Annotated in this window: 18 protein-coding genes and 1 tRNA gene; 3 read left to right on the top strand and 16 right to left on the bottom strand. The window is 35.7% G+C overall.

What is annotated here, in order from left to right; translation table 11 throughout:
- Window positions 1-36 precede the first annotated feature (36 nt).
- Entirely contained in the window at window positions 37-1065 is a 1029-nt protein-coding gene (gene gmd / locus HYD3684_RS07825; protein ID WP_015420117.1) for a GDP-mannose 4,6-dehydratase, read from the top strand.
- Here the strand turns inward: gmd and HYD3684_RS07830 are convergent.
- The 13 genes from HYD3684_RS07830 to rfaE2 form a co-directional block, all read right to left on the bottom strand.
- Window positions 1062-1955, bottom strand: coding sequence for a type II secretion system protein GspK (locus HYD3684_RS07830; RefSeq protein ID WP_015420118.1), 894 nt, complete (start codon window positions 1953-1955; stop codon window positions 1062-1064). The genes gmd and HYD3684_RS07830 overlap by 4 nt on opposite strands.
- The gene (locus HYD3684_RS07835; protein WP_015420119.1) at window positions 1942-2643 is read right to left on the bottom strand and encodes a prepilin-type N-terminal cleavage/methylation domain-containing protein; all 702 of its coding nucleotides are present in this window, start codon (window positions 2641-2643) and stop codon (window positions 1942-1944) included. Before HYD3684_RS07835 ends, HYD3684_RS07830 begins: the two co-directional genes overlap by 14 nt.
- Window positions 2630-3088 carry a hypothetical protein gene (locus HYD3684_RS07840; protein WP_015420120.1) on the bottom strand — a complete coding sequence of 153 codons (459 nt, stop codon included), beginning with the start codon at window positions 3086-3088 and terminating at the stop codon, window positions 2630-2632. The genes HYD3684_RS07835 and HYD3684_RS07840 overlap by 14 nt, the downstream gene beginning before the upstream one ends.
- A complete protein-coding gene (locus HYD3684_RS07845) occupies window positions 3081-3473 on the bottom strand; it encodes a prepilin-type N-terminal cleavage/methylation domain-containing protein (protein WP_015420121.1) in 393 nt (130 codons plus the stop codon). The genes HYD3684_RS07840 and HYD3684_RS07845 overlap by 8 nt, the downstream gene beginning before the upstream one ends.
- Window positions 3470-4660, bottom strand: a complete 1191-nt coding sequence (locus HYD3684_RS07850; protein ID WP_015420122.1) for a type II secretion system F family protein — start codon at window positions 4658-4660, stop codon at window positions 3470-3472. The genes HYD3684_RS07845 and HYD3684_RS07850 overlap by 4 nt, the downstream gene beginning before the upstream one ends.
- A complete protein-coding gene (locus tag HYD3684_RS07855) occupies window positions 4660-6336 on the bottom strand; it encodes a GspE/PulE family protein (protein ID WP_015420123.1) in 1677 nt (558 codons plus the stop codon). Before HYD3684_RS07855 ends, HYD3684_RS07850 begins: the two co-directional genes overlap by 1 nt.
- A 7-nt stretch (window positions 6337-6343) precedes the next feature.
- Window positions 6344-6736: a type II secretion system major pseudopilin GspG gene (gene gspG, locus HYD3684_RS07860; RefSeq protein WP_015420124.1), complete on the bottom strand. Its 393-nt coding sequence runs from the start codon at window positions 6734-6736 to the stop codon at window positions 6344-6346.
- Between the two features lie 42 nt (window positions 6737-6778).
- A complete protein-coding gene (gene gspD / locus HYD3684_RS07865; RefSeq protein ID WP_015420125.1) occupies window positions 6779-9037 on the bottom strand; it encodes a type II secretion system secretin GspD in 2259 nt (752 codons plus the stop codon).
- Window positions 9027-9716, bottom strand: coding sequence for a hypothetical protein (locus HYD3684_RS07870; RefSeq protein WP_015420126.1), 690 nt, complete (start codon window positions 9714-9716; stop codon window positions 9027-9029). The genes gspD and HYD3684_RS07870 overlap by 11 nt, the downstream gene beginning before the upstream one ends.
- Window positions 9713-10291, bottom strand: coding sequence for a hypothetical protein (locus tag HYD3684_RS07875; protein ID WP_015420127.1), 579 nt, complete (start codon window positions 10289-10291; stop codon window positions 9713-9715). The genes HYD3684_RS07870 and HYD3684_RS07875 overlap by 4 nt, the downstream gene beginning before the upstream one ends.
- The gene (locus HYD3684_RS07880; protein ID WP_238524026.1) at window positions 10279-11430 is read right to left on the bottom strand and encodes a hypothetical protein; all 1152 of its coding nucleotides are present in this window, start codon (window positions 11428-11430) and stop codon (window positions 10279-10281) included. Before HYD3684_RS07880 ends, HYD3684_RS07875 begins: the two co-directional genes overlap by 13 nt.
- A gap of 74 nt (window positions 11431-11504) precedes the next feature.
- Window positions 11505-11577, bottom strand: a tRNA-Lys gene (locus HYD3684_RS07885).
- Window positions 11578-11593: 16 nt separating this feature from the next.
- A complete protein-coding gene (rfaE2, locus tag HYD3684_RS07890) occupies window positions 11594-12070 on the bottom strand; it encodes a D-glycero-beta-D-manno-heptose 1-phosphate adenylyltransferase (RefSeq protein ID WP_015420129.1) in 477 nt (158 codons plus the stop codon).
- 115 nt (window positions 12071-12185) lie between these two features.
- On the opposite strand from rfaE2, the gene HYD3684_RS07895 reads away from it, so the two are divergent.
- Together HYD3684_RS07895 and HYD3684_RS07900 are read left to right on the top strand one after the other, a co-directional pair.
- Complete coding sequence (locus HYD3684_RS07895; RefSeq protein WP_015420130.1) at window positions 12186-13721, top strand: ATP-binding protein; 1536 nt, start codon at window positions 12186-12188, stop codon at window positions 13719-13721.
- Between the two features lie 215 nt (window positions 13722-13936).
- A complete protein-coding gene (locus HYD3684_RS07900; RefSeq protein ID WP_015420131.1) occupies window positions 13937-15046 on the top strand; it encodes a DUF4382 domain-containing protein in 1110 nt (369 codons plus the stop codon).
- Window positions 15047-15115: 69 nt separating this feature from the next.
- Here HYD3684_RS07900 and HYD3684_RS07905 read toward each other — a convergent pair whose 3' ends face one another.
- The 3 genes from HYD3684_RS07905 to HYD3684_RS07915 are packed head-to-tail and all read right to left on the bottom strand — an operon-like array spanning window position 15116 to window position 20024.
- Complete coding sequence (locus tag HYD3684_RS07905; protein WP_015420132.1) at window positions 15116-16135, bottom strand: bifunctional oligoribonuclease/PAP phosphatase NrnA; 1020 nt, start codon at window positions 16133-16135, stop codon at window positions 15116-15118.
- A gap of 20 nt (window positions 16136-16155) precedes the next feature.
- Window positions 16156-18567: a pyruvate, water dikinase gene (gene ppsA, locus HYD3684_RS07910; protein WP_015420133.1), complete on the bottom strand. Its 2412-nt coding sequence runs from the start codon at window positions 18565-18567 to the stop codon at window positions 16156-16158.
- 17 nt (window positions 18568-18584) lie between these two features.
- On the bottom strand, window positions 18585-20024 hold the full coding sequence (locus HYD3684_RS07915; RefSeq protein ID WP_015420134.1) for a molybdopterin dinucleotide binding domain-containing protein: 1440 nt from the start codon (window positions 20022-20024) through the stop codon (window positions 18585-18587).
- Between the last annotated feature and the right edge of the window lie 3 nt (window positions 20025-20027).

Below are 20027 nucleotides of genomic sequence, written 5' to 3' on the forward strand. Positions count from 1 at the left end.
AAAAACCATTATACCAAATATGCTATAATATCTATCATGAAAAAAGCACTAATAACAGGTATTAGAGGACAAGACGGGGCATACTTGGCAAAGCTGTTGCTTGAAAACGGCTACGAGGTTTACGGGGCTGATAGAAGAAGCGGTGATTCTTCAAACTGGCGCTTAAAAGAGCTTGGTATAGAAAAACATGTAAAGATTGTCTATATGGATCTTTTGGAGCTTACCAACATAAGGCATGTGATAAAAGATGTTATGCCAGATGAGGTTTACAACTTGGCAGCCCAGAGTTTCGTAGGTATTTCTTTTGAGCAGCCCATCCTTACCACAGATATAGATGCCCTTGGGGTTTTGAGGCTTTTAGAAAATATAAGAGATATAAAAAAAGATACCAAGTTTTACCAAGCTTCTACCTCTGAGATGTTTGGAAAAGTAAAAGAAATCCCCCAAAATGAGAACACACCCTTTCATCCAAGAAGCCCTTATGCGGTGGCAAAAGTTTATGCACACTTTATCACTCAAAACTACAGAGAAGCCTACAACATGTTTGCATGCTCTGGTATACTTTTTAACCACGAATCCCCACTTAGAGGCCTTGAGTTTGTCACAAGGAAAATCACATACACCCTTTCTCGTATAAAGTATGGACTTGAAGATAAACTTATACTTGGAAACCTTGATTCTAAAAGAGATTGGGGATATGCCCCTGAGTATGTATACGGGATGTATTTGATGCTTCAACAAGAGACCCCAGATGATTATGTGCTTGCCACAGGTGCTACTCACTCTGTAAGGGAGTTTGTAGAAAAAGCCTCTTTAGTGGCTGGGTTTGATATAGAATGGGTTGGAGAAGCTGAAAATACAAAAGGTATAGATAAAAAATCTGGAAAAACTATAGTAGAAGTATCTAAAAAGTTTTATAGACCAGCTGAAGTAGATCTTCTAATAGGAGATTATACAAAGGCAAAGCAAAAGCTTGGCTGGGAGCCAAAAACTACATTCGATAAAATAGTTGAGATTATGATGGAAAAAGATTTAGAAAGGGTATCAAAAGAGGCAAAATGCTAATACTCTTTCCAATAAAGCACCGTGTAGGGAAAGCTTAGGTTTGCCTTTTTTAGAATATCTGCGTGTATTTTGTAGATGGGTTTTTTGTGGTGAAGGGCTAAGACTATTATTCTTATGGCATTTGAAGGGTAGTAATATATCCGGTAGTTTGGTAAAGATAGTTTTCTGTTTACAAGGGCTTGGAGCTCATCGTCGGAGGTGATGGTGTGGTTTTTGAGGTATTCTTTTATGAGTTCTCCTTGGGGTTTTGTGATGTTTAGCCTTGCCATTAAAACGGGTATCGGGGCCGTGTTTGGGTTAAAACCGGTATTTGGCATAATAGTTATATAGTCTTTTATAGCATCATAATCTTTTTTTGTCATACCATAGACCAAAGAAAACTCCTCTTTGTACTGGGGTAAATACTTCCTTGGTAAATACTTGTTGTAAAAATCAGAGGGTATATCCTCATCGTGATAGTTTGGGTTTATCCAAGCATACCAAGCTTTTAGCACTATATCTGGATCTGCTTTTGTATTTTCTTTTAGGAGGTTTCTAAGGGCTTCTTGATTTGGGGCTAAAATGTTTATTAGGCCGTTTGCATCTTGGAGAGATACCTCTACATCTTTAAACTTTATATAAGTGCCATCAAGAGGTAACAATGAACTTTTAAAAGGCTTTAGTACCACTTCGGAGTTTATAGCTTTTGGTGTAAACTCTGATACAGATATCATATAAAGAAGCTTATCCATGATGGAGTATGATCTTAGCATACCTTCTGTTTTTAACTCAAGATCCCTGGTGGCTTTCATGTGCTCTTTTACTATCCAATCAAAACCTATACCAAGGCTGATGATAACCGTTGCCAAAAGCATCACCAGCAACGTAGCTGAGCCGTTATCTCTTCTCACCCAAAGCTCCCTTATACATGTATATGTAAAAGTAAATGCTTTTTTCTAAGGAGTTGTTGTTTATACCAAAAATTAGCTTGTGGGTTTTGCCGTATTTTTGGTATGTGATTTTTACAAGGGTAGGCAGTATTTTCTGCTTCAGGGCGTTGTAGTTTTCATACCAGTTGTATTCTCTGGTTTGGATGTTGTAACCATAATATCTTAGCTTTACCTTGTCTAAGTTTTTAAAAAGCTCAAGATGGGTGGCTTTTTTGTAATCCTCATCTTTGTAAAAGTTTATAAGATCCTCATAGTACATCGTGTATACTGGCTTTTCATAGTAGATTATATCGTATTTTTTATCTTTTTTCTCATGAACTTTTACCAATGATAGCACCGGCAGCGAGCTTGCTATAGGAGATGCACTTACGTACTCAAAATAGTTTGACTTTCCCACAAAAAACGGTCCCCAGCTGTAAGGGGATTGTACATAGTAATCTATCATAGAACCTATATTTTTTGTAAGCCATACGTATTTGGCGTTTTGCCAAAAGTTTAGCCCTTTAGATAGTATGTTTTTGTACTGTCTTAGGCCTTGGGTAAAGGCCATAGTCCCAAGCATCACCATCATGCTAAAAATAGCCACCGCTATGATTACTTCTATAAGGGTATATCCATGTTTTCTTTTAAAAGCCTTAAAACGGTACATTTATAAGCTCTTTGCCAGTGGGACCTAAATATTTGTATTTTAAAATATCTATGTGATAAGGGTTTTTGTAGTTTTTGTAAGAAAGGAAAAAATCCACATGGTAAATGTAAAGCTCGTAAGGAAGTTCAGAGTTACCGGCGCTTGCCATGCCCATAGGTCCAAACATGAGGTTTTTTGGTGTGTTTATACGGGTTTTGCTGGTGAGTTTTGCCTTCCAGTTTAGTTTTATCTGCCCCAAAGATTCTTCTCCAATGGGTTCTTTGTTGAAGTCTACGGTTTTTAGATAGCTCACCGCTTGAGGTATCTTGGAGGATATCTTGGCTATAGTATTTGCTTGTTCTAACTCTTTAAAGCCTATTCTAAACAAATACATACTGGCTGCCACTGCTGCTGTTAGTATCAAAGAAGCTATTATGATATCTAATAGTATAAACCCTTTATCCATTTTCTAAGCTTATGGCTCCAAAAGGTGAACTTACCTTTATAGTGTAAGTAAAGTTTGATATTTTTATCTTCATGTCCCCGCCTGAGGATGTGCCGTTGTTGTAAAAGATAATAGGTTTTTGGGTTTTACAGGTTATTTTATCTTTTAGTGCTATTTCTTTATCGTTTATAAAAAGATGTCCTTTTTTGCAGTGTATGTTGTACTCTACCGAGTATAAAAACGAATGTCTTCTTATTTTCGAAAGCAGTATAAGTATCTTTTCAGCACTTTGAGATGCCATATAGCTTTTATACATATTTATGGATATAGGGGCTATAGTGGAAAAAAGTATGGCTATTATAGCCACCACTATAAGCATCTCTATAAGCGTAAAGCCTTTTTTCATAGTTTTATGTTGCTTACACTCATAACAGTAAGCATTAAAGATACCACTATAGTCCCCACCACGAGCCCCATAACGGTTATTATAATAGGTTCTACTAGCGATAAAACTTTTTTTATGGTATTTTTTAGCTTTTCATCAAACAATGAGTAAAGCTCATAAAACATATCCTTCATGTTACCGCTTTCATCCCCTACTTTTATCATACCCTTAAAAATAGGCGGCACAAAAGAAAGCTCGTCAAAAGCCTCACTTATCGATTTACCCTCTTTTATCTTGGGGGAGGTTTTTTTGAAGTCCTCTTTTATAAAATCGTTTCTAATTACATTTGTGGCAAGATCTAAGGCTTTTATAAACTCAACGCCGTTTTTAAGCATAGCGTACATTGCATAGCAAAACTTTGAAAGCTCAATTTGGATTATGAGATTGCCAAGTATAGGTACATATACAAAATAGTTTGTTAGTTTTTGATATAGGTTTAGTTTAAAATACCTTGATATAACATAAAGCCATATTATGATAAACGTAAATGCTATTTCTGTTTTTGTATTTAAGCTTTTACTAAAATCGTATAAAAACCTCGATATAAGGGGAAGATGCTTTGGGTTTGAACCAAATATGCTAAAGAACCTAGGTATTATAAGCTTAAAAATCGCCACAAGGGTTGCGAGTGATGCAAATATCAAAAACATCGGATAAGCCATGGCATTTCTAATCTCGTTTCTAAACTTTATCCTAAAATCCGTATACTGGGCTATGTTGTCAAAGGCATCTTTTAGGTTTCCAGTGGTTTCCCCCACTTTCAGCATCGTTATCACAAGAGGGTCAAACATCTTTTTTTCTTCAAAAGCACTAGAAAGAGATTTTCCGCTTTTGATATCTTTTAGTATGTTTTCTAAAAATATCTTTAGTTTTTCTTGTTCTAAGGAATCTATCACCATTTTCAAAGCCCTGTCGAGGACTATACCTGAGTTTAACAAAACCGACATCTCTTTGGATATGGTGTAAAGATCATCGTCTTTTATCCTTTGACTTTGGCTAAAAAGATTTTCCTTTTTTGGCTCAACTTTTACTATGATAAGCCCAGATTCTTTTAGCTTTAACTTCGCCTCTTTCAAAGACTCCGCACTTAACACCCCTCTTATCTCTTTGCCAGTTTTGTCAAGGGTTATATACTCAAAGTCCATCATCAGGCAATTCTCAAAACTTCTTCTATAGTGGTTATACCCTCTATGACTTTTAAAAACCCATCCTCTCTCAAGGTTCTGTAATAAGGCTTTTGAAATAAAATAGCTCTTATGTTATCTATAGATTTGTGGCTTACAAAAGCCTCCTTTAGGTCTTCTGAGTATTCAAAAAGCTCGTATATGGCAATACGTCCTCTGTATCCTGTATTTGCACACTTATCACAGCCCCTTCCTTTTCTAAACTCTTTTTTTTCCAAAAGATGATCAAACTTTTCTGATAGCTGGTCCAATTTAAACTTTCTTACGATATTATCTTCTAAGTTTACAGGCTCTGAGCAATAAGGGCAGTTTGTCCTTACAATACGCTGGGCTACTATACCAAGTATAGAGGCGTTTATAAGATAATCTTCTATACCCATTTCCAAAAGCCTAAAAAGACTGCTGGGTGCATCATTGGTGTGAAGGGTGGAAAACACCAAGTGCCCCGTTAGTGCGGATTGAATCGATATCTCTGCGGTTTCTTTGTCTCTTATCTCACCCACCATGATGATATCTGGGTCATGTCTTAGTATAGACCTAAGAGCCGATGCGAAGGTAAGCCCTATATCTGGTTTTATTTGAATTTGATTTAAGCCCTCTATCTGATATTCCACCGGGTCTTCTATGGTTATGATCTTGTCTTCTTGGGAGTTTAACATAGAAAGCACCGAGTAAAGAGTGGTGGTTTTACCGCTTCCGGTGGGTCCTGTTACTAAAATCATACCATAAGGCCTTTTTATGAGATCTACTAGTATATCGTAATGGTCTTTTTTTATGCCAAGCTTATCCAGTTCAAAGGTGAGTTTTCCCCTATAAAGGAGTCTTATCACCACATCCTCACCTTTTACGGTTGGTATGGTGGAAGTTCTTATGTCTATGGGAGATGAGCCTATTCTAACGCTAAACTTTCCATCTTGGGGTAGTCTTTTTTCTGCGATATCAAGTCCCGATAAAAGCTTAATACGAGAAGTAAGTGCCAAATAAAAGTTTTCATCTATTTCGTCCATCTCGTGCAAAACACCATCTATTCTAAACCTTACTATGAAGCGCTTTTCTTGGGGTTCTATATGTATATCAGATGCATTTAGCTCCACCGCCCTTGTGATGATATCGTTTAGATATTTTATCACTGGCACTTCTAAAGCCATGTCTTTTAGCCTTTCTGGGTCCTCTTCTTCTAAGGATACAAACTCCTCAGTGTTTGTGTCTATATACTTTCTATACAAAGATTTTATATACCTTTCGTAGGTTAAAAAAAGCTTTATCTTAAGTTTAGTATCTTGCTCTAGCTTGCTTATTATATGTATTTTAAGGGGGTCTGTGGTAAGGGTAAGAAGTGAATGATCTTCTTTGTCAAAAGGTAAAAACCCGTTTTTATAAAAAAAATCTAAGTTTATCTTTGTAGAAAGCTCATTTATTATCTCTTGAAATCTTAGTTCATCTATTTGATATTTTATAGGTATAGAAAGTTGTTCGCTTAGGGCATCTAAAAGCTGAGATTCTGTGATGCTTCCAAGCTGTATTAGGATTTGGCCTATATACCCGCCGTTTTTTTTCTGTATATCAAGGGCTTTTGCTATATCTTGAGAAGAAACTCCAAACTTTTCTCTTAATATCTCTCCTATCAAAGGTTTTTTCATGCAAAGGTTATTCCCAGCTTGTTATGGCTTTTTTATCAAGTTTATCGTCTGGTCCCAAAGACCATATGTCAAAAGTTCCGTGTTCTCCCGGGCATTTAAATTGATAAGGATGTCCCCAAGGATCTAAGGGTATTTTTTCCTTAGACAGATAAGGTCCGTGCCATTTTGGGCTGTTGTCTTCGTTTTTTATAAGATCCTCCAAGGATTTTGGGCATTTGTCCATATCCATCATGTAAGAGCGTACCGCTGAAGAAAGTGTTTCTATTTGAGCTTTTGCAATCTGTTCTTTAGATTGTTCAAACTTTTTAAATATGTTTGGCATTACCAAAGAAGCTATAAGCCCTATTATGGCCACCACTATAAGTATTTCTATAAGCGTAAAACCTCTTTTTCTTCTCATAAGCTTAATTATATCTAAAATCCATATACTTTACAATGATAGTCATTTTAGATCCTTGTAAAAACTAAGTTCGCTTTTTATTTCATCCGTTATCTTTTGAGCTTCTTCTGTATCTGTGATAATGTAAGGTGTAAGCATGATTATTAGCTCTGTTTTGGTGTTGTTGATGGATGTATTTTTAAATAAATTACCCAATATAGGTATATCTCCCAAAATTGGTATTTCAGATACACCTGTGCCTTTTTGCTGGGATATAAGACCACCGAGTATTACGGTGCCTCCGTTTGGCACTACCACGGTGGTATTTATATTTCTTGTTAGTATGATAGGGGAGTTTATGCCGGAGGTGTTGTTTGGCTGGGCTGTGCTGTCTTCTTGGTATATGTTTAGGTTTACCAAGTTGTTGGTTTCTATGGTAGGAAGTACGTTTAGTATGATACCGGTGTTTACATACTGAACGCTTTGGATGATACCAGCGCCCCCTGTAGTGGATGGTACGTTTATCGAGGTAGCTTGAGAATTTATAACAGGTACTTGAGTACCCACATCTATGCTGGCTGGATGGTTGTTTAGAACAAGGAGTGTAGGCGTTGATAGTATCTTAACCTTGTTTTTTTGAGCAAACATGTTAAGGAGGGCTTGGAATATCTTTGAATCTGTGATGTATGTGGCCACCAATCCCCCAGATGTTGCCACTCCTAAGTTTCCTAAGGTGGATACGGTGTATGTACCTTTTTTAAACCTGTTTTGTATATACCACTCTATACCGTATTGCAGTGAGCCAGTTAGTGTTACTTCGGCTATCGTGGTTTTTATAAGCACTTGCTTTGGTGGTTTGTCCAACTCTTGGAGCAAACTTCTTACCAATTTGTATTTGGTGGGCGTGGCTACTATAAGTATGGTGTTTGTTCTATCGTCCGCTGCTATCCTTAGATCTTTTGAGGAAAAGGCCAACACCTCTGGACCGGTGTTGAAGTTTGAAGTGGGTACCGCTCCCTGCATCGAGGGTACTATGGCACTTCCCATACCTCCATAAGGGCTCATGCCGGCGTAATTTCCATAGGCACTTGGACCTGCCAAGGTGTTTAGCTGTCCGGCCGCTTCTTGGGGTGATATCACAGGGCTTGATTTAAGCGTTGGGGTCTTTCCGCTTTTGGCAGTGGTTGTAGATGTTATGCTGTATAAAGACTGTAGTGCTTGTACGAGCTCTGTGGCCCTTGTAAACCTTGGTTTGTATATGTAAGCTTTTTCTTCGGTGCCCGCTGATTCTGCTGTATCAAGCTTTTTATCCCAATACATAATAAGCTTTAGGGTTTTGCTGTCTGGGGGTATCACCATAACACTGTTTAGATAATCTATAGGTACAAAAAGCACGCCCGGTTGGTTTGGGTTTTGAGCTATGGGTATGTTTAGACCTTCTAATATGCTTGATATTTGTTTTACAAAATCTTGTGGAGACCAATAGGTTAGATGAAGGAGTACCGGTTTTTTGTTCTTCATATAAGGGATATCTATGGCATCTAAAAAGTCTATGAGGCTTTTGATAGAATAACCAGGTCCTGTCATCATTAGGGCGTTTGCTTTTGGGAATATCTGCACATCCAAGCTTGAATGGTATATGTTGTGTATGAGGTTTATGGCGGTGTTTGGGTCTATGTATTTAAGCGGTACTATCTGGGTTATTGTTTGGAAGGTGTTTAAGGCTTTTCTTGAAAATACTACTTCCTGAGGAGGCGAAGGAGTTACGTTTGTGGGTTTTGCATTTAGATACAAAGCCCCTCCTTTTTCAGATACTTCTACGTTGTTTTTTTCTAAAAGCCCCAAAACCAACTTAAGTACGTCCTGCGGTTTTAGTTTAACGGGCATGTTTATAGTTACGGGTGTTTTGTTGTTTTGGGTGGCTTGGTCTATAAAATAAGGTACCTTTAACACCTGTCCCAAAGCGTATTGGACAAAATCCCCAAGAGGCATGTTTTGTACATTTATCGCTACAGGTTCTTTGGTTCCTATTTTTACCTTTGATAAATCAAGTTTTTTGTTTTTTTCGGGAGGTGGGGGAGGTGCTGTGGCAGTGTTTTTAGGTTTTTTGTAAAAATCTGGTATGGGGATGGGTTCTAAAGGATTTACGTTTGTTGGAAAACCTTCTGATATAACACCTAAGTTGTTCTTTTTTTCGTTTTCTTGTGGTTTTTTTATCTGTTTTGTCACTGTTATCTGGTTTGCCTCTTTTGGTGTCATAGCGCAAGAGTAAAATAAAAGCGTAGATGCACCAAAGATCGCTAAAAACTTTTTATTTTTCATAATGATTCACCTCAAAATTAAATATCCTAAGGGTTTTTTTGTAAAATTTGTACTTGTAAGTTACCAAAGCACCCTTTTTTTCTGGGATTTTTTGTACAAACGAAAGACTAACGTAGTTTGGTCCTATGGCTAAGACCTTTATAAAAGGTCCTTTTTTGCTTTTTTGTACTTTTGATATTGTTGGAGTCCCTTGGGCTGTATTGGGAGGTGGGAAAGGAGGATGTGACATGCCAAGAAGCTGTGGTAAGCTTGGTAATCCCGGCATCCCACCCGAGTTAGGGATTGAAGGCCCACCTAAATCAGCCGGTATTAGTTCGCCCGGATGCACTGTTATCATGCTGTTATTTGGAAGGGTTAGCACTGCAAAGCGCATGTTTCCTCTTTCAAATACACCAGACAGTTTTACAGTGTTTGCTACGAAAATAGCTTGGGCTAAAGAGGGCAGTGTTGGAGGCGGTGGCGGTGGTAGGTTAAATATGTTTTCTACAAAAATGTATTTTGGTTTATAAAGGGTTCTTGTAGGCGTTTCTTCTTTTTGGATGTTTTGGTTTTTGGGCTTTTGATAAGAAGAAAGATGGAGGATTGGATATTCTATAGAAGGTGTATTTTTAAATATTATAAAAGCTGTGAAAAAGCTTATTAAAAACGCAATTACATCTTGTTTACCAAGCTTTATCATACGGGTTTTACCAATTTGTAAGTGGTTATTGTAAAATAAAAGTTTACGTTGGTTCCAAAGGCGTTTATTTGGGTCTCTCTTATGATGGTGTACTTTGGCATAGCTTCTAAATATTGAAAAAGTGAGAATATCTTATAAGGGTCTTGGGTAGAAAGCCTTATCTTTACATCTATTTGCTCTATGTACTTTGTTTTGGATGGTTTTGGCATTTCTATACTTTGTATGCTTATGTTGTTTTTCTTGGCGTATTTTTTCACAATCTTTGCAATGGATATTTGAATGTCTTTTGCTTTTTCATCGCTTTTGTGTAGGTTTTCTATAGATATTTTACTGCTTTTGGTCTCTTCTTTTGGCGTTTCTATCTTTTTTGAGGTGTATAATTTTATATCTTCCATATAATCTTTTAGTTTTGAATTTAGCTTTGATTTATCTTCTTTTATCTTTTCGTTCATAGGATAGATGATGAACCTAAGGATAGAAAGGATTATTATTATATATATACCAAGTTTTTTACGATCTATACTCTTATAGCTTTCTTTTAATCTTGAAAGATTTGGTAGCGCTATTGTACGCATAGGTATTCCACCTTCATATTTATACTATATAATTTTTGCATATTCTCTGATATAGGAGATTCTAAGTTGAAATTCTTTAAACACTTATCTTTTGAAAAGCCCTCTAAAACTTTAAAAGGCTCTTTAGTGTTTATAATAAGAGATGCTTCAGGGGTACTTGGGTGCAATGATTTTATATCTATCTGCGTGATATAATCGCCTTTTTGAAGGTGAGAGGCTATATCATCAAGCACAAATATAGGATCAATTTTTGCTATGGTGTTTTTGTAATCTTTTAAAAACGATTTTTCATAGTGCTTTTTTGGGGTTTCTTCGGTGCTCAATTTACTTTTTATAAAGGGTTTTAGTTTTTTATCAAGGTATGTAATTTTTTCTATGTTTTCTTGGTAGTATCTGTGGTTTACATAAAGAGCACCAGCATATCCTATAAGAAAGTATATTATTATCCTAAACACCAAATCTTCGTTTATTCTAAAAGCCCTAAACCTTTTGTAAGGCTTTAAATCTATGTACTTTATATAGTCTAAGAAAATGGGATAGCTTTTTGGTGTTTTTTTTACAACGCTATTATCTAAATCCAAATCCTCATAAGAGATAACGCTTTTAATGTCAAAATCGCTAAGCCCTTTTATAAAAAGATCAAGATAGTCTTTTGAAAACGTATGCAGCTGAAGATAGCTATAAAGTCCCTCTTTTGATACTGCTAGTATGTTGTATATATCATCTTCTTTGTATATCAAAATACTGTTTTCGTCCACTTTAAAGCAAAGAGGTTCCACCAATACGTAGTTAAACTCAAAATTCTTTTTCACATCTTCTAAGATGCTTGAAGGATAGGCAAATATGTTTACTTTCATCGTGTTTTCATATACTTTTGCTACGTTAAAAGTAAAATCCATACTCTCATCTTGGTATATATCCTCTACATAGTTTTTTACAATGCTTTTTAAGTTTTCGTAAGAGGTTTTAGGAAAGCTCTCTTTTGAGTAAAAGATATCTTTGGAAGATATTACAAGCACCTTTTTGGTAAAAACACCTTTATTGTTTGGTATTGAAATAGTTTTTACGCTTTTATCAACTTCGTAATATTCTTTTTTTCCGTTTTTATAAAAGCATATATACATATTTTCTAACAGCACTTATATAAGGTATCAATGTATAAAAAATAAAATCCTAGCATGATTTTATTATATCATAGCATTAGATATTTACATGGGTTGCGGGGGGATCGAACCCCCGACCTACGGATTAAGAGTCCGTTGCTCTACCGACTGAGCTAGCAACCCTTATTATATAATTATATCACTTTTCACAGTAAAGCTCTATTATCTTTTGAATAATCTTAGATGTGGATGTATCGTAATCAAATTTTATTGTATTTACACTACCTCCGTTTGAAAGTACTATATCTGCTCCTACTATGTTTTCTATGTTCCAATCTGCTCCTTTTATAAGCACATCTGGTTTTATAGCTTTTATAAGATTATAAGGTGTGTCTTCTTCAAAGATAACAACTATATCAATAGGTTTTAACTGACTAAGCACATACGCCCTTTGTTCTTGGGGTACTATGGGTCTTTTATCTCCTTTTATACGTTTTATAGAGTTATCGGAATTTAGCCCTACTATCAATATATCTCCGTAGGTTTTGGCTATGTTTAAATACTTTACATGCCCAGCATGTATTATATCAAAGCATCCATTTGTAAAAACTATCTTCTTATTTTGAGATTTATAATCCTCTATCCTTTTTACCGCCTCTTCCAATGTATAAATCATAAGAATTAATTATACACTCTAAGTGGTTTTTTGATATAATGAAGTCTGTCACGTTTTATGTATTCACGATGTAGCCAACTTAACCTTATAAAAAAGGCTGTGGTATAATCACATTATGAAGCTTTTACCAATAGGTATACAAACCTTTGAAAAAATAAGAAATAGCAACTATTACTATGTAGATAAAACAATGTTTGTTAAAAAATTAGAAAACGGTGGATATTACTTTCTATCTCGTCCCAGAAGATTTGGAAAATCTCTTTTTCTTGATACCTTAAAAGAAGCTTTTTCTGGCAACAAAGAACTTTTTAAAGGGTTATATCTATATGATAATTGGGATTGGGATAAGAAATATCCTATTATAAAAATAAGCTTTGCAAGTGGAAATATAAGAACTTCAGATATTTTATTGGATCTAATGACATCTCAAGTAAATAGGATATCAGAAAAAGAACAGATAAACTTAAAAGAAAAGCGTCCAAGCCAAATGTTTTTAGAACTTATCCAAAAACTATACGAAAAATACAACCAACAAGTAGTAGTACTCATAGATGAGTATGATAAACCAATATTAGATGCGATAGAGAATATAGAAGTAGCAAAAGAAAATAGAGAAATATTGAAAGATTTTTATTCGGTGTTAAAAGATGCAGATCCTTATCTAAAACTTGTATTCCTAACAGGTGTATCAAGGTTTTCAAAAGTGTCAATATTTAGCGGTTTAAACCAGTTAAACGATATTACTATAGACCCAAGCTTTGCAACTGTTTGCGGTTATACCCAATCTGAGCTTGAAAATGTTTTTGAAGATAGATTGAAAGATTTTGATAAAGAGAAGATAAAAGAGTGGTATAACGGCTATAGTTGGCTTGGAGAGAGCGTTTACAATCCTTTTGATATATTGCTTTTGTTTGATAAGAAAATGTTTAAACCTTACTGGTTTGAAACAGGAACACCCACATTCCTTATTAAGATGTTTATGAAAAATAAATACTATCTACCAGAACTTGAAGACCTTGAAGTAGGAGAAGAGATTTTATCAAACCTTGATGTGGATAATATAAGGATAGAAAATCTTTTGTTTCAAGCTGGTTATCTTACCATAAAAGAGTTTAAAACAAAAGGCAACAAAAACTTATATACACTATCTTTTCCAAACCTTGAAGTAAAAATGAGTTTTAACGACTTTTTCTTAGGCTATGTGATAGAAAATATTTCTTTAAAAGATAAAACTGAAATAGGTCTAATAGAGGCTTTTGAGAATAGACAAGTAGAAAAATTAAAAGACATCTTACATAGATTTTTTGCAAGCATTCCACATGATTGGTATAGGAAAAACGATATAGATTCTTATGAGGGTTTTTATGCATCTATCGTATATGCACTTTTTAACGGAGCAGGGCTAAATGTAATAGCAGAAGATAACACAAACAAAGGCCAGATAGATCTTAGTGTCTTTAACCAAGACAGCGTTTATATAATAGAGTTTAAGGTAGTAGAGGACAAAGAGAAAGGAAATGCTTTAAAACAGATAAAAGATAAAAAGTATTATGAGAAGTATATAGGCAAGTACCAAAAGATCTATCTAATAGGGATAGAGTTTAGCAAGAAAGATAAGAACATTGTGGGTTTTGAGTGGGAGAAGATATAGTGTATAAGTTCATATAGAATATGAACAGAATGCGTGAGCACGTTTCAAATGCCCGTCTTCTTAACAGACACTTATTATACGATAAGTTTGCTAAGGTTTTATGTGTTCACGATGTAGTAAACTTGTACAGCGGTTTTTTGATATGGTGATGGTTTTCATATTGTATTCATTATGTTTATGTTAATTTATGTTTAAGATTATCTTTGGAGGTTTTTATGAAAAACACTATACTTAGAAAAGGTAGTGTAGCTGTTGCTGTCTTAGGTATTGGAGCGCTTTTAAGCGCTTGTGGTGTAGGAGGTGGTTCAGGCTCTTCGTCTAGTTCTGGTAGTGGTTTTACTACAACAAGCGCTTACATCCAAGATGATGCTTCTAATTTTCCAAACGTAACAGTAGGTATATACAGTATATCTCTTGCTAATACTGGAGATGGTAATGCTTGCGTTTTGTTTAGTAGCTTTACTCCAGTTTATATAAATCTTGCTAGCTTATCGGGTATTGCCCAGTATATAAGTACAACTGCCTGTCCGTCCGATAGTGCTTACAATAGGCTTGATATAGTTCTTTCAAATACAGTAAGTGTTATTGAACCAGTTACTTATAGCTCTACTATGTGTACACTCACTTCTTACAATCCAAATGCTAATTCAAATGTTACACTGCCAAATACTGTAAACTGTGGGAGTGGTTCTTCATGTACGCTTGATATGACTGGAAACATCGGTGCACTATCAGGTACAAACTCCTACGTAGATATTGATTTTGATTTAAAAGATAGTTATATGATTACATCTGGTACTAACTGCCAATTTAGCTTTGCTACAAGGCCTATAACCATGGAAAATGAAAATGAGCCATCCAATGTTATGCTAAGGCTAAGAGGATATGTAAGCAACTTATCTACTACCGCTTTTAATATTGTAAAAGATGATAATTCTTATACTGTAGTGTATAGCTCGCTAACCTCAAGCGTATCTAGTCTTCTTCAAAGCGCTTCTTCTAATAGTTTAAAAGTGGCTGTAGTGTGCAGTAGCTTTACAAACAATATATGCAGCGCATCCCTTATAACTCAAACAGTAGGTGGTTTTTATAATAGCTATTATAATAGCTATACAAATGGCTATTTAACGTTGGCAAAAGAAGACAGCACTACTTTAGTCACAATTCCTCTTTTTAACCCTGTTATTTACCCACTTTCTATGACTTGGAGCTCATTTACAGTAGGCAGTAGCTATCTTCTTGATGTGAACACATGCAGCGCATCAAACTGTGCTTCTAATGTATACTTTACTGGAAATATTATGCTAGAAGATGACAACAACTGATTAGTTCATATAGTTGGCCCCTTGGCTTTTTGCCTCGGGGCTTTTAAAAATATAATTTTATGTAATTTTTTAAACTTGCACTTCTTCTAAAGAAATCTCTTTGGCTTTTTCAAGATTACTTAGTTCTAGCGCTATGCTGTCTAAGAGCTTATATAAGGATGTATGCATATCATCGTACAATTTACAACCAGAGGCGTACTTATGACCACCGCCACCAAGACGCTGGGCTATTTTAGATACATCTACAGACTCTTCTTTGCTTCTTAAAGATACGCGCCAAAACGTAGACCCATCTTCTTTTTTGGTTTCTATCATAGCAAAAGCCACATAAACCCCTTCTAATCTTCTTGGATAATTTACAAGCCCTTCGGTGTCTTCGTAAAGAGCCCCTGTTTCTTCTATCATACTTTGAGTTATAACGATACCGGCGGTTTTTCCGCTGTGGAATATCTCAAGGTTTTCTAGGGCTTTGCTTATAAGTCTTAGCTTTGCTAAGCTCTCTCTTTCTCCAAAGTTTTTCCAGACGTAGTTTGGTTCTACTCCATAAGCGCATAAAGAAGAGGCTGCATCAAAAACTTCTTTTGTGGTATTGGAATACCTAAAAAATCCAGTATCTGTGCAAAGACCAGTGTAAAGGCACAGAGCGATATCTTTGTCTATGAGGTCTTTGTTTATGTATTTTAAAAGCTCATACACCAAAAGTGTAGTGGAAGCACATGTGAAATCTATAAAATCGTAAAGCCCATAGAAATCCCCACCCACATGATGGTCGATGCGGGCTTTGAGATGTGAGGATATTTCAAAATTGGCTCTTTTAAAGCCAGCTGCATCTACTATTATAGCCAAATCAAAGGTTTTGCCTTCCAAGTCCTTTGGATGAAGGACTTCGTTTACCCTTGGTAAAAACTGGGCAAACTTTGGTATATTGTCTTTGCAAAAGACATATACATCTTTATTTAGCTTTTTTAAAAAAATATAAAGTGCCAATGCACTGCCAAGAGTATCGCCATCTGGGTTCTCATGACAAACCAAGAGTATACTACCGTTCTCTTCCAAAAGTTTGTTGGCAAGAGGAACTACTCGTTCCATAAAAAATACTCCATCCTATATTATTTATTTAGTTTTTCCTCCATTTCTACGACGGCAAGCATAGTTTTAAATACAGAATCTGGGTTTAATGAGATACTATCTATACCCTTTTCCACTAAAAATTGGGCAAAATCAGGAAAATCGCTGGGAGCTTGTCCGCATATCCCTACTTTTCTACCGGTTTTCTTAGCTATATCTATGAGGTTTGCCACCATGATTTTTACAGCTTCGTTTCTTTCATCGTAAAGATGAGCCACCAAATCAGAGTCTCTATCTATGCCAAGGGTAAGCTGTGTAAGGTCATTGCTACCTATGGAAAATCCATCAAATATCTCTGCGTATTGTTCTGCCAATATAACGTTGCTTGGTATTTCTGCCATCACATATACTTCAAGACCATTTTCCCCTCTTACAAGCCCAAACTCTTTCATGGTTTCTAACACTTTTGCACCTTCTTGCGGTGTCCTACAGAAAGGTATCATAACCTTTACGTTGTCAAGACCCATCTTGTTTCTAACTCTTAATATGGCTTTGCATTCCATACCAAAAGCCGTTTTAAACTTATCTGAATAATATCTGGATGCTCCCCTCCAACCTATCATCGGGTTTTCTTCTTTTGGCTCAAAGTACTTACCGCCCAAAAGACCTGCGTATTCGTTGCTTTTAAAATCAGAAAACCTCACTATCACAGGATTTGGATAAAAAGCTGCAGCAATCTTTGCTATACCGTAAGAAAGCTTCTTTACGTAGTATTCTTCTTTGTTGTCATAGCCAAATGTTAGATTTTCTATCTCTTTATAAAGCTCTGGGTCTTTTTCTTTTACGTAGTCTAAGTTTATAAGGGCTAAAGGATGTACTTTTATGTAATTTGCTATTATGAACTCTTCTCTGGCAAGACCAACACCGTCGTTTGGGATAGCTGCATATCTAAACACAGAGCTTGGATCTGCTACGTTTATCATGATCTTGGTTTTTGGCTTTTTGATATTGGATAAATCTATTTCTTTTGTCTCAAAATCAAGTTCTTTATCGTATACGTAAGCAGTTTCTCCTTCAGCGCAAGAAAGTGTTACTTTCATACCGGTTTTCAGCACTTCCGTTGCTTTTTGAGTGCCTACAGCTGCTGGTACTCCAAATTCTCTTGCCACTATAGCAGCGTGGGCAGTTCTACCACCTCTGTTGGTGATGATACCAGCTGCTTTTTTCATAATAGGTTCCCAGTCTGGATCTGTTATGTCTGTGACCAATATATCCCCTTCTTTGAAATCTACAGCTTCTTTTATACTGTGAATTACTTTTACCGTGCCTTTTGCTATCTTATCGCCTACAGCTATACCGCTTAGTATTCTATGTGGGATCCTTTCTTCAAGAGGATCTTTTATTTCATATACAACGAGCTTATCTTGAGCACGTCTTGATTGGACTGTTTCTGGTCTTGCCTGGACTATGTAAAGTTGATTGTCGTTTCCGTCTTTAGCCCATTCTATATCCATTGGCTTTTTGTAGTGTTCTTCGATTTCTATACCCCATTTGGCAAGAGTTAATATCTCATCGTCGTTTAAAGCGTAAACTTTTTGCTCATTTTGAGGTACGTTTACTATCTTCACCCTATCAGACCCCACTCCATATACCATTTTTCTATCTTTTTTGCCAAGTTTTTTTTCTATAATGGCAGAAAAGCCTTTTTTTAGTGTTGGTTTAAAGACCATATATTCGTCTGGAGTTACCATACCTTGTACTATCATCTCTCCAAGACCGTATATAGCGTTTATAACTACCACGTCTTTAAACCCGCTTTCTGTGTCTATGGTAAACATAACACCAGATGCACCCAGATCTGAGCGTACCATCTTTTGTACACCCATCGATATAGCTATTTTAAAGTGATCAAAGCCGTGAGAATGTCTGTATGAGATAGCTCTATCTGTAAAAAGCGATGCAAAACCATTTTTTACTGCTACTAAGACATTTTGAGCTCCCACTACGTTTAGGTAAGTTTCTTGTTGACCTGCAAAAGAGGCATCCGGCAAATCTTCAGCGGTGGCAGATGATCTTACAGCGACATCTACAGCATGTGTTTTATACATTTGTGATAATTTTTCGTAGGCTTTTATTATCTCATTTTCCAAGTCTTTTGGAAATTCTCCAGCCCTTATCATCTCTCTTACAGCATGCCCTTTTTTGGCAAGCTGCTCTAAGTTTGAAGGGTCTAAATCTTTTAATGTATCTTTTATCTTCTGTTCAAGGTTGTTGTGTTTTATAAAATATCTATAGGCTTCAGCAGTTACCACAAATCCATAAGGTACGTTTACCCCTTTTGGTTTTAGGTGTCTTATCATCTCCCCCAAAGATGCGTTTTTGCCACCTACATATCCTATATCAGAGATACCCACCTCATCCAAGAACACTACCAACTTACCTTCTAAACTCATACAATACCTCCTTTGGTTTATAACTTCCTATATCTTAACACGCTCACAAAAGTTTTGTCAATAGCCAGCACCCCTGGTCTTACACCTTCGTAGAAAGGTTGATATTCATCAAAGCCATCTGAGATGAAAAATGTATGTTCTGGTATGTTGGCAGATATTTTTACCTTTAAGACTGCTTTTCCATACTCAGTGGTTATCTCTAAAAGCTCTCCGTCGGTTATATCTATACTATCGGCAAGGGTTTTGTTTATATATACGTATTGGTTTGGTTCTATCTCGTGAAGCCATCTTGAGTAATGCCCAATTTCATCTACTACACTATGCCCTATAAAAAGGGTATAACCTTTTAAGGTTATAGTTTCTTGTTTTGGGCTTTTAGTATGAGATATATTTTTATCCACTTGTGGTATTATATCAAGAAGCGTATAGGCGTTTTCATTTTCAAAAAGCTTTTTGGAATCTACTTCTAAAAACGCTGTTTTTTTGGTAAAATCCATCTCTATAAAAAACTTTCTTGGAAGATAGTATCTTGATAAATTTGCGCTCATGTTTGCCATATGAGAGATGGTTATTACATCTTTTTTAGAAAGACTGTCTAATTTGCCATCCGGTATATATCTAAACATATCCCCTAAGTTTACAATAACCTCATGTTTATCTATTCCTTCTATTCCCTTTACAGGCCAATGGGTTATGTTGCCGGTAATGATATAATCTATGTTATGTTTTTCTTTCATATATTTTAAAAATCCCAAAACAAAATCTCTATTTATCCTAATATAGCTGTCTTCTATTATTATAAGAGCATCGCTTAGTTTTGTTGAAAAAAGCGAAAACTTGTTTATAAATTCATCTTCGTGATATCCCTTTTCAAAAGCATTTTTTATATTTTCTAAAAAGCTTAAAAACTCTGAAGGCGGTATAAGTTTTTTGTAGTTTGCTTTAAAACTCATGTTTGTATAAATAGCACCAGCGCTAAAGAGCTTTGCACCTTTTTGTTTAGCGTCTATGATCCATCTTGATAGCATCACATCGTAATAAGAGGGTTCTGATATGTTTAATATGACTTTTTTGTCTGGTATATGTTCTATTTCTATGGTTTTTGGCTTTTCTACGTAAAGCATGTTTGAATATATATTTTCTGTAAAAGAAAAAGCCCTTTGAAGCTCTTCCTCTGTGCAAAATCTATCTACGTATATAGCTGTATCTTTATTTGTTATGTCTATATCAATAGCTTTTGACTCTTTTAGCCTAAACTCTGAGAAAGGAAGTTCTTGGACAAGCGCTATACCTTTTGTGCAGAAGCTTCCCATCCCAAGTCTGTCTGATGGATGCCCTGTTACATCTATTATTTGATTATCTTTTATATAAGCTATAAACTTACAACCGCAGTTACAACCTATGCAATGACCTATTAGCTCTTTATCAAAGTTTTTTGAACTAAGATGCTCTATCAATGA

It is taken from the genome of Hydrogenobaculum sp. 3684 (genome assembly GCF_000213785.1).
Taxonomy (GTDB): domain Bacteria; phylum Aquificota; class Aquificia; order Aquificales; family Aquificaceae; genus Hydrogenobaculum.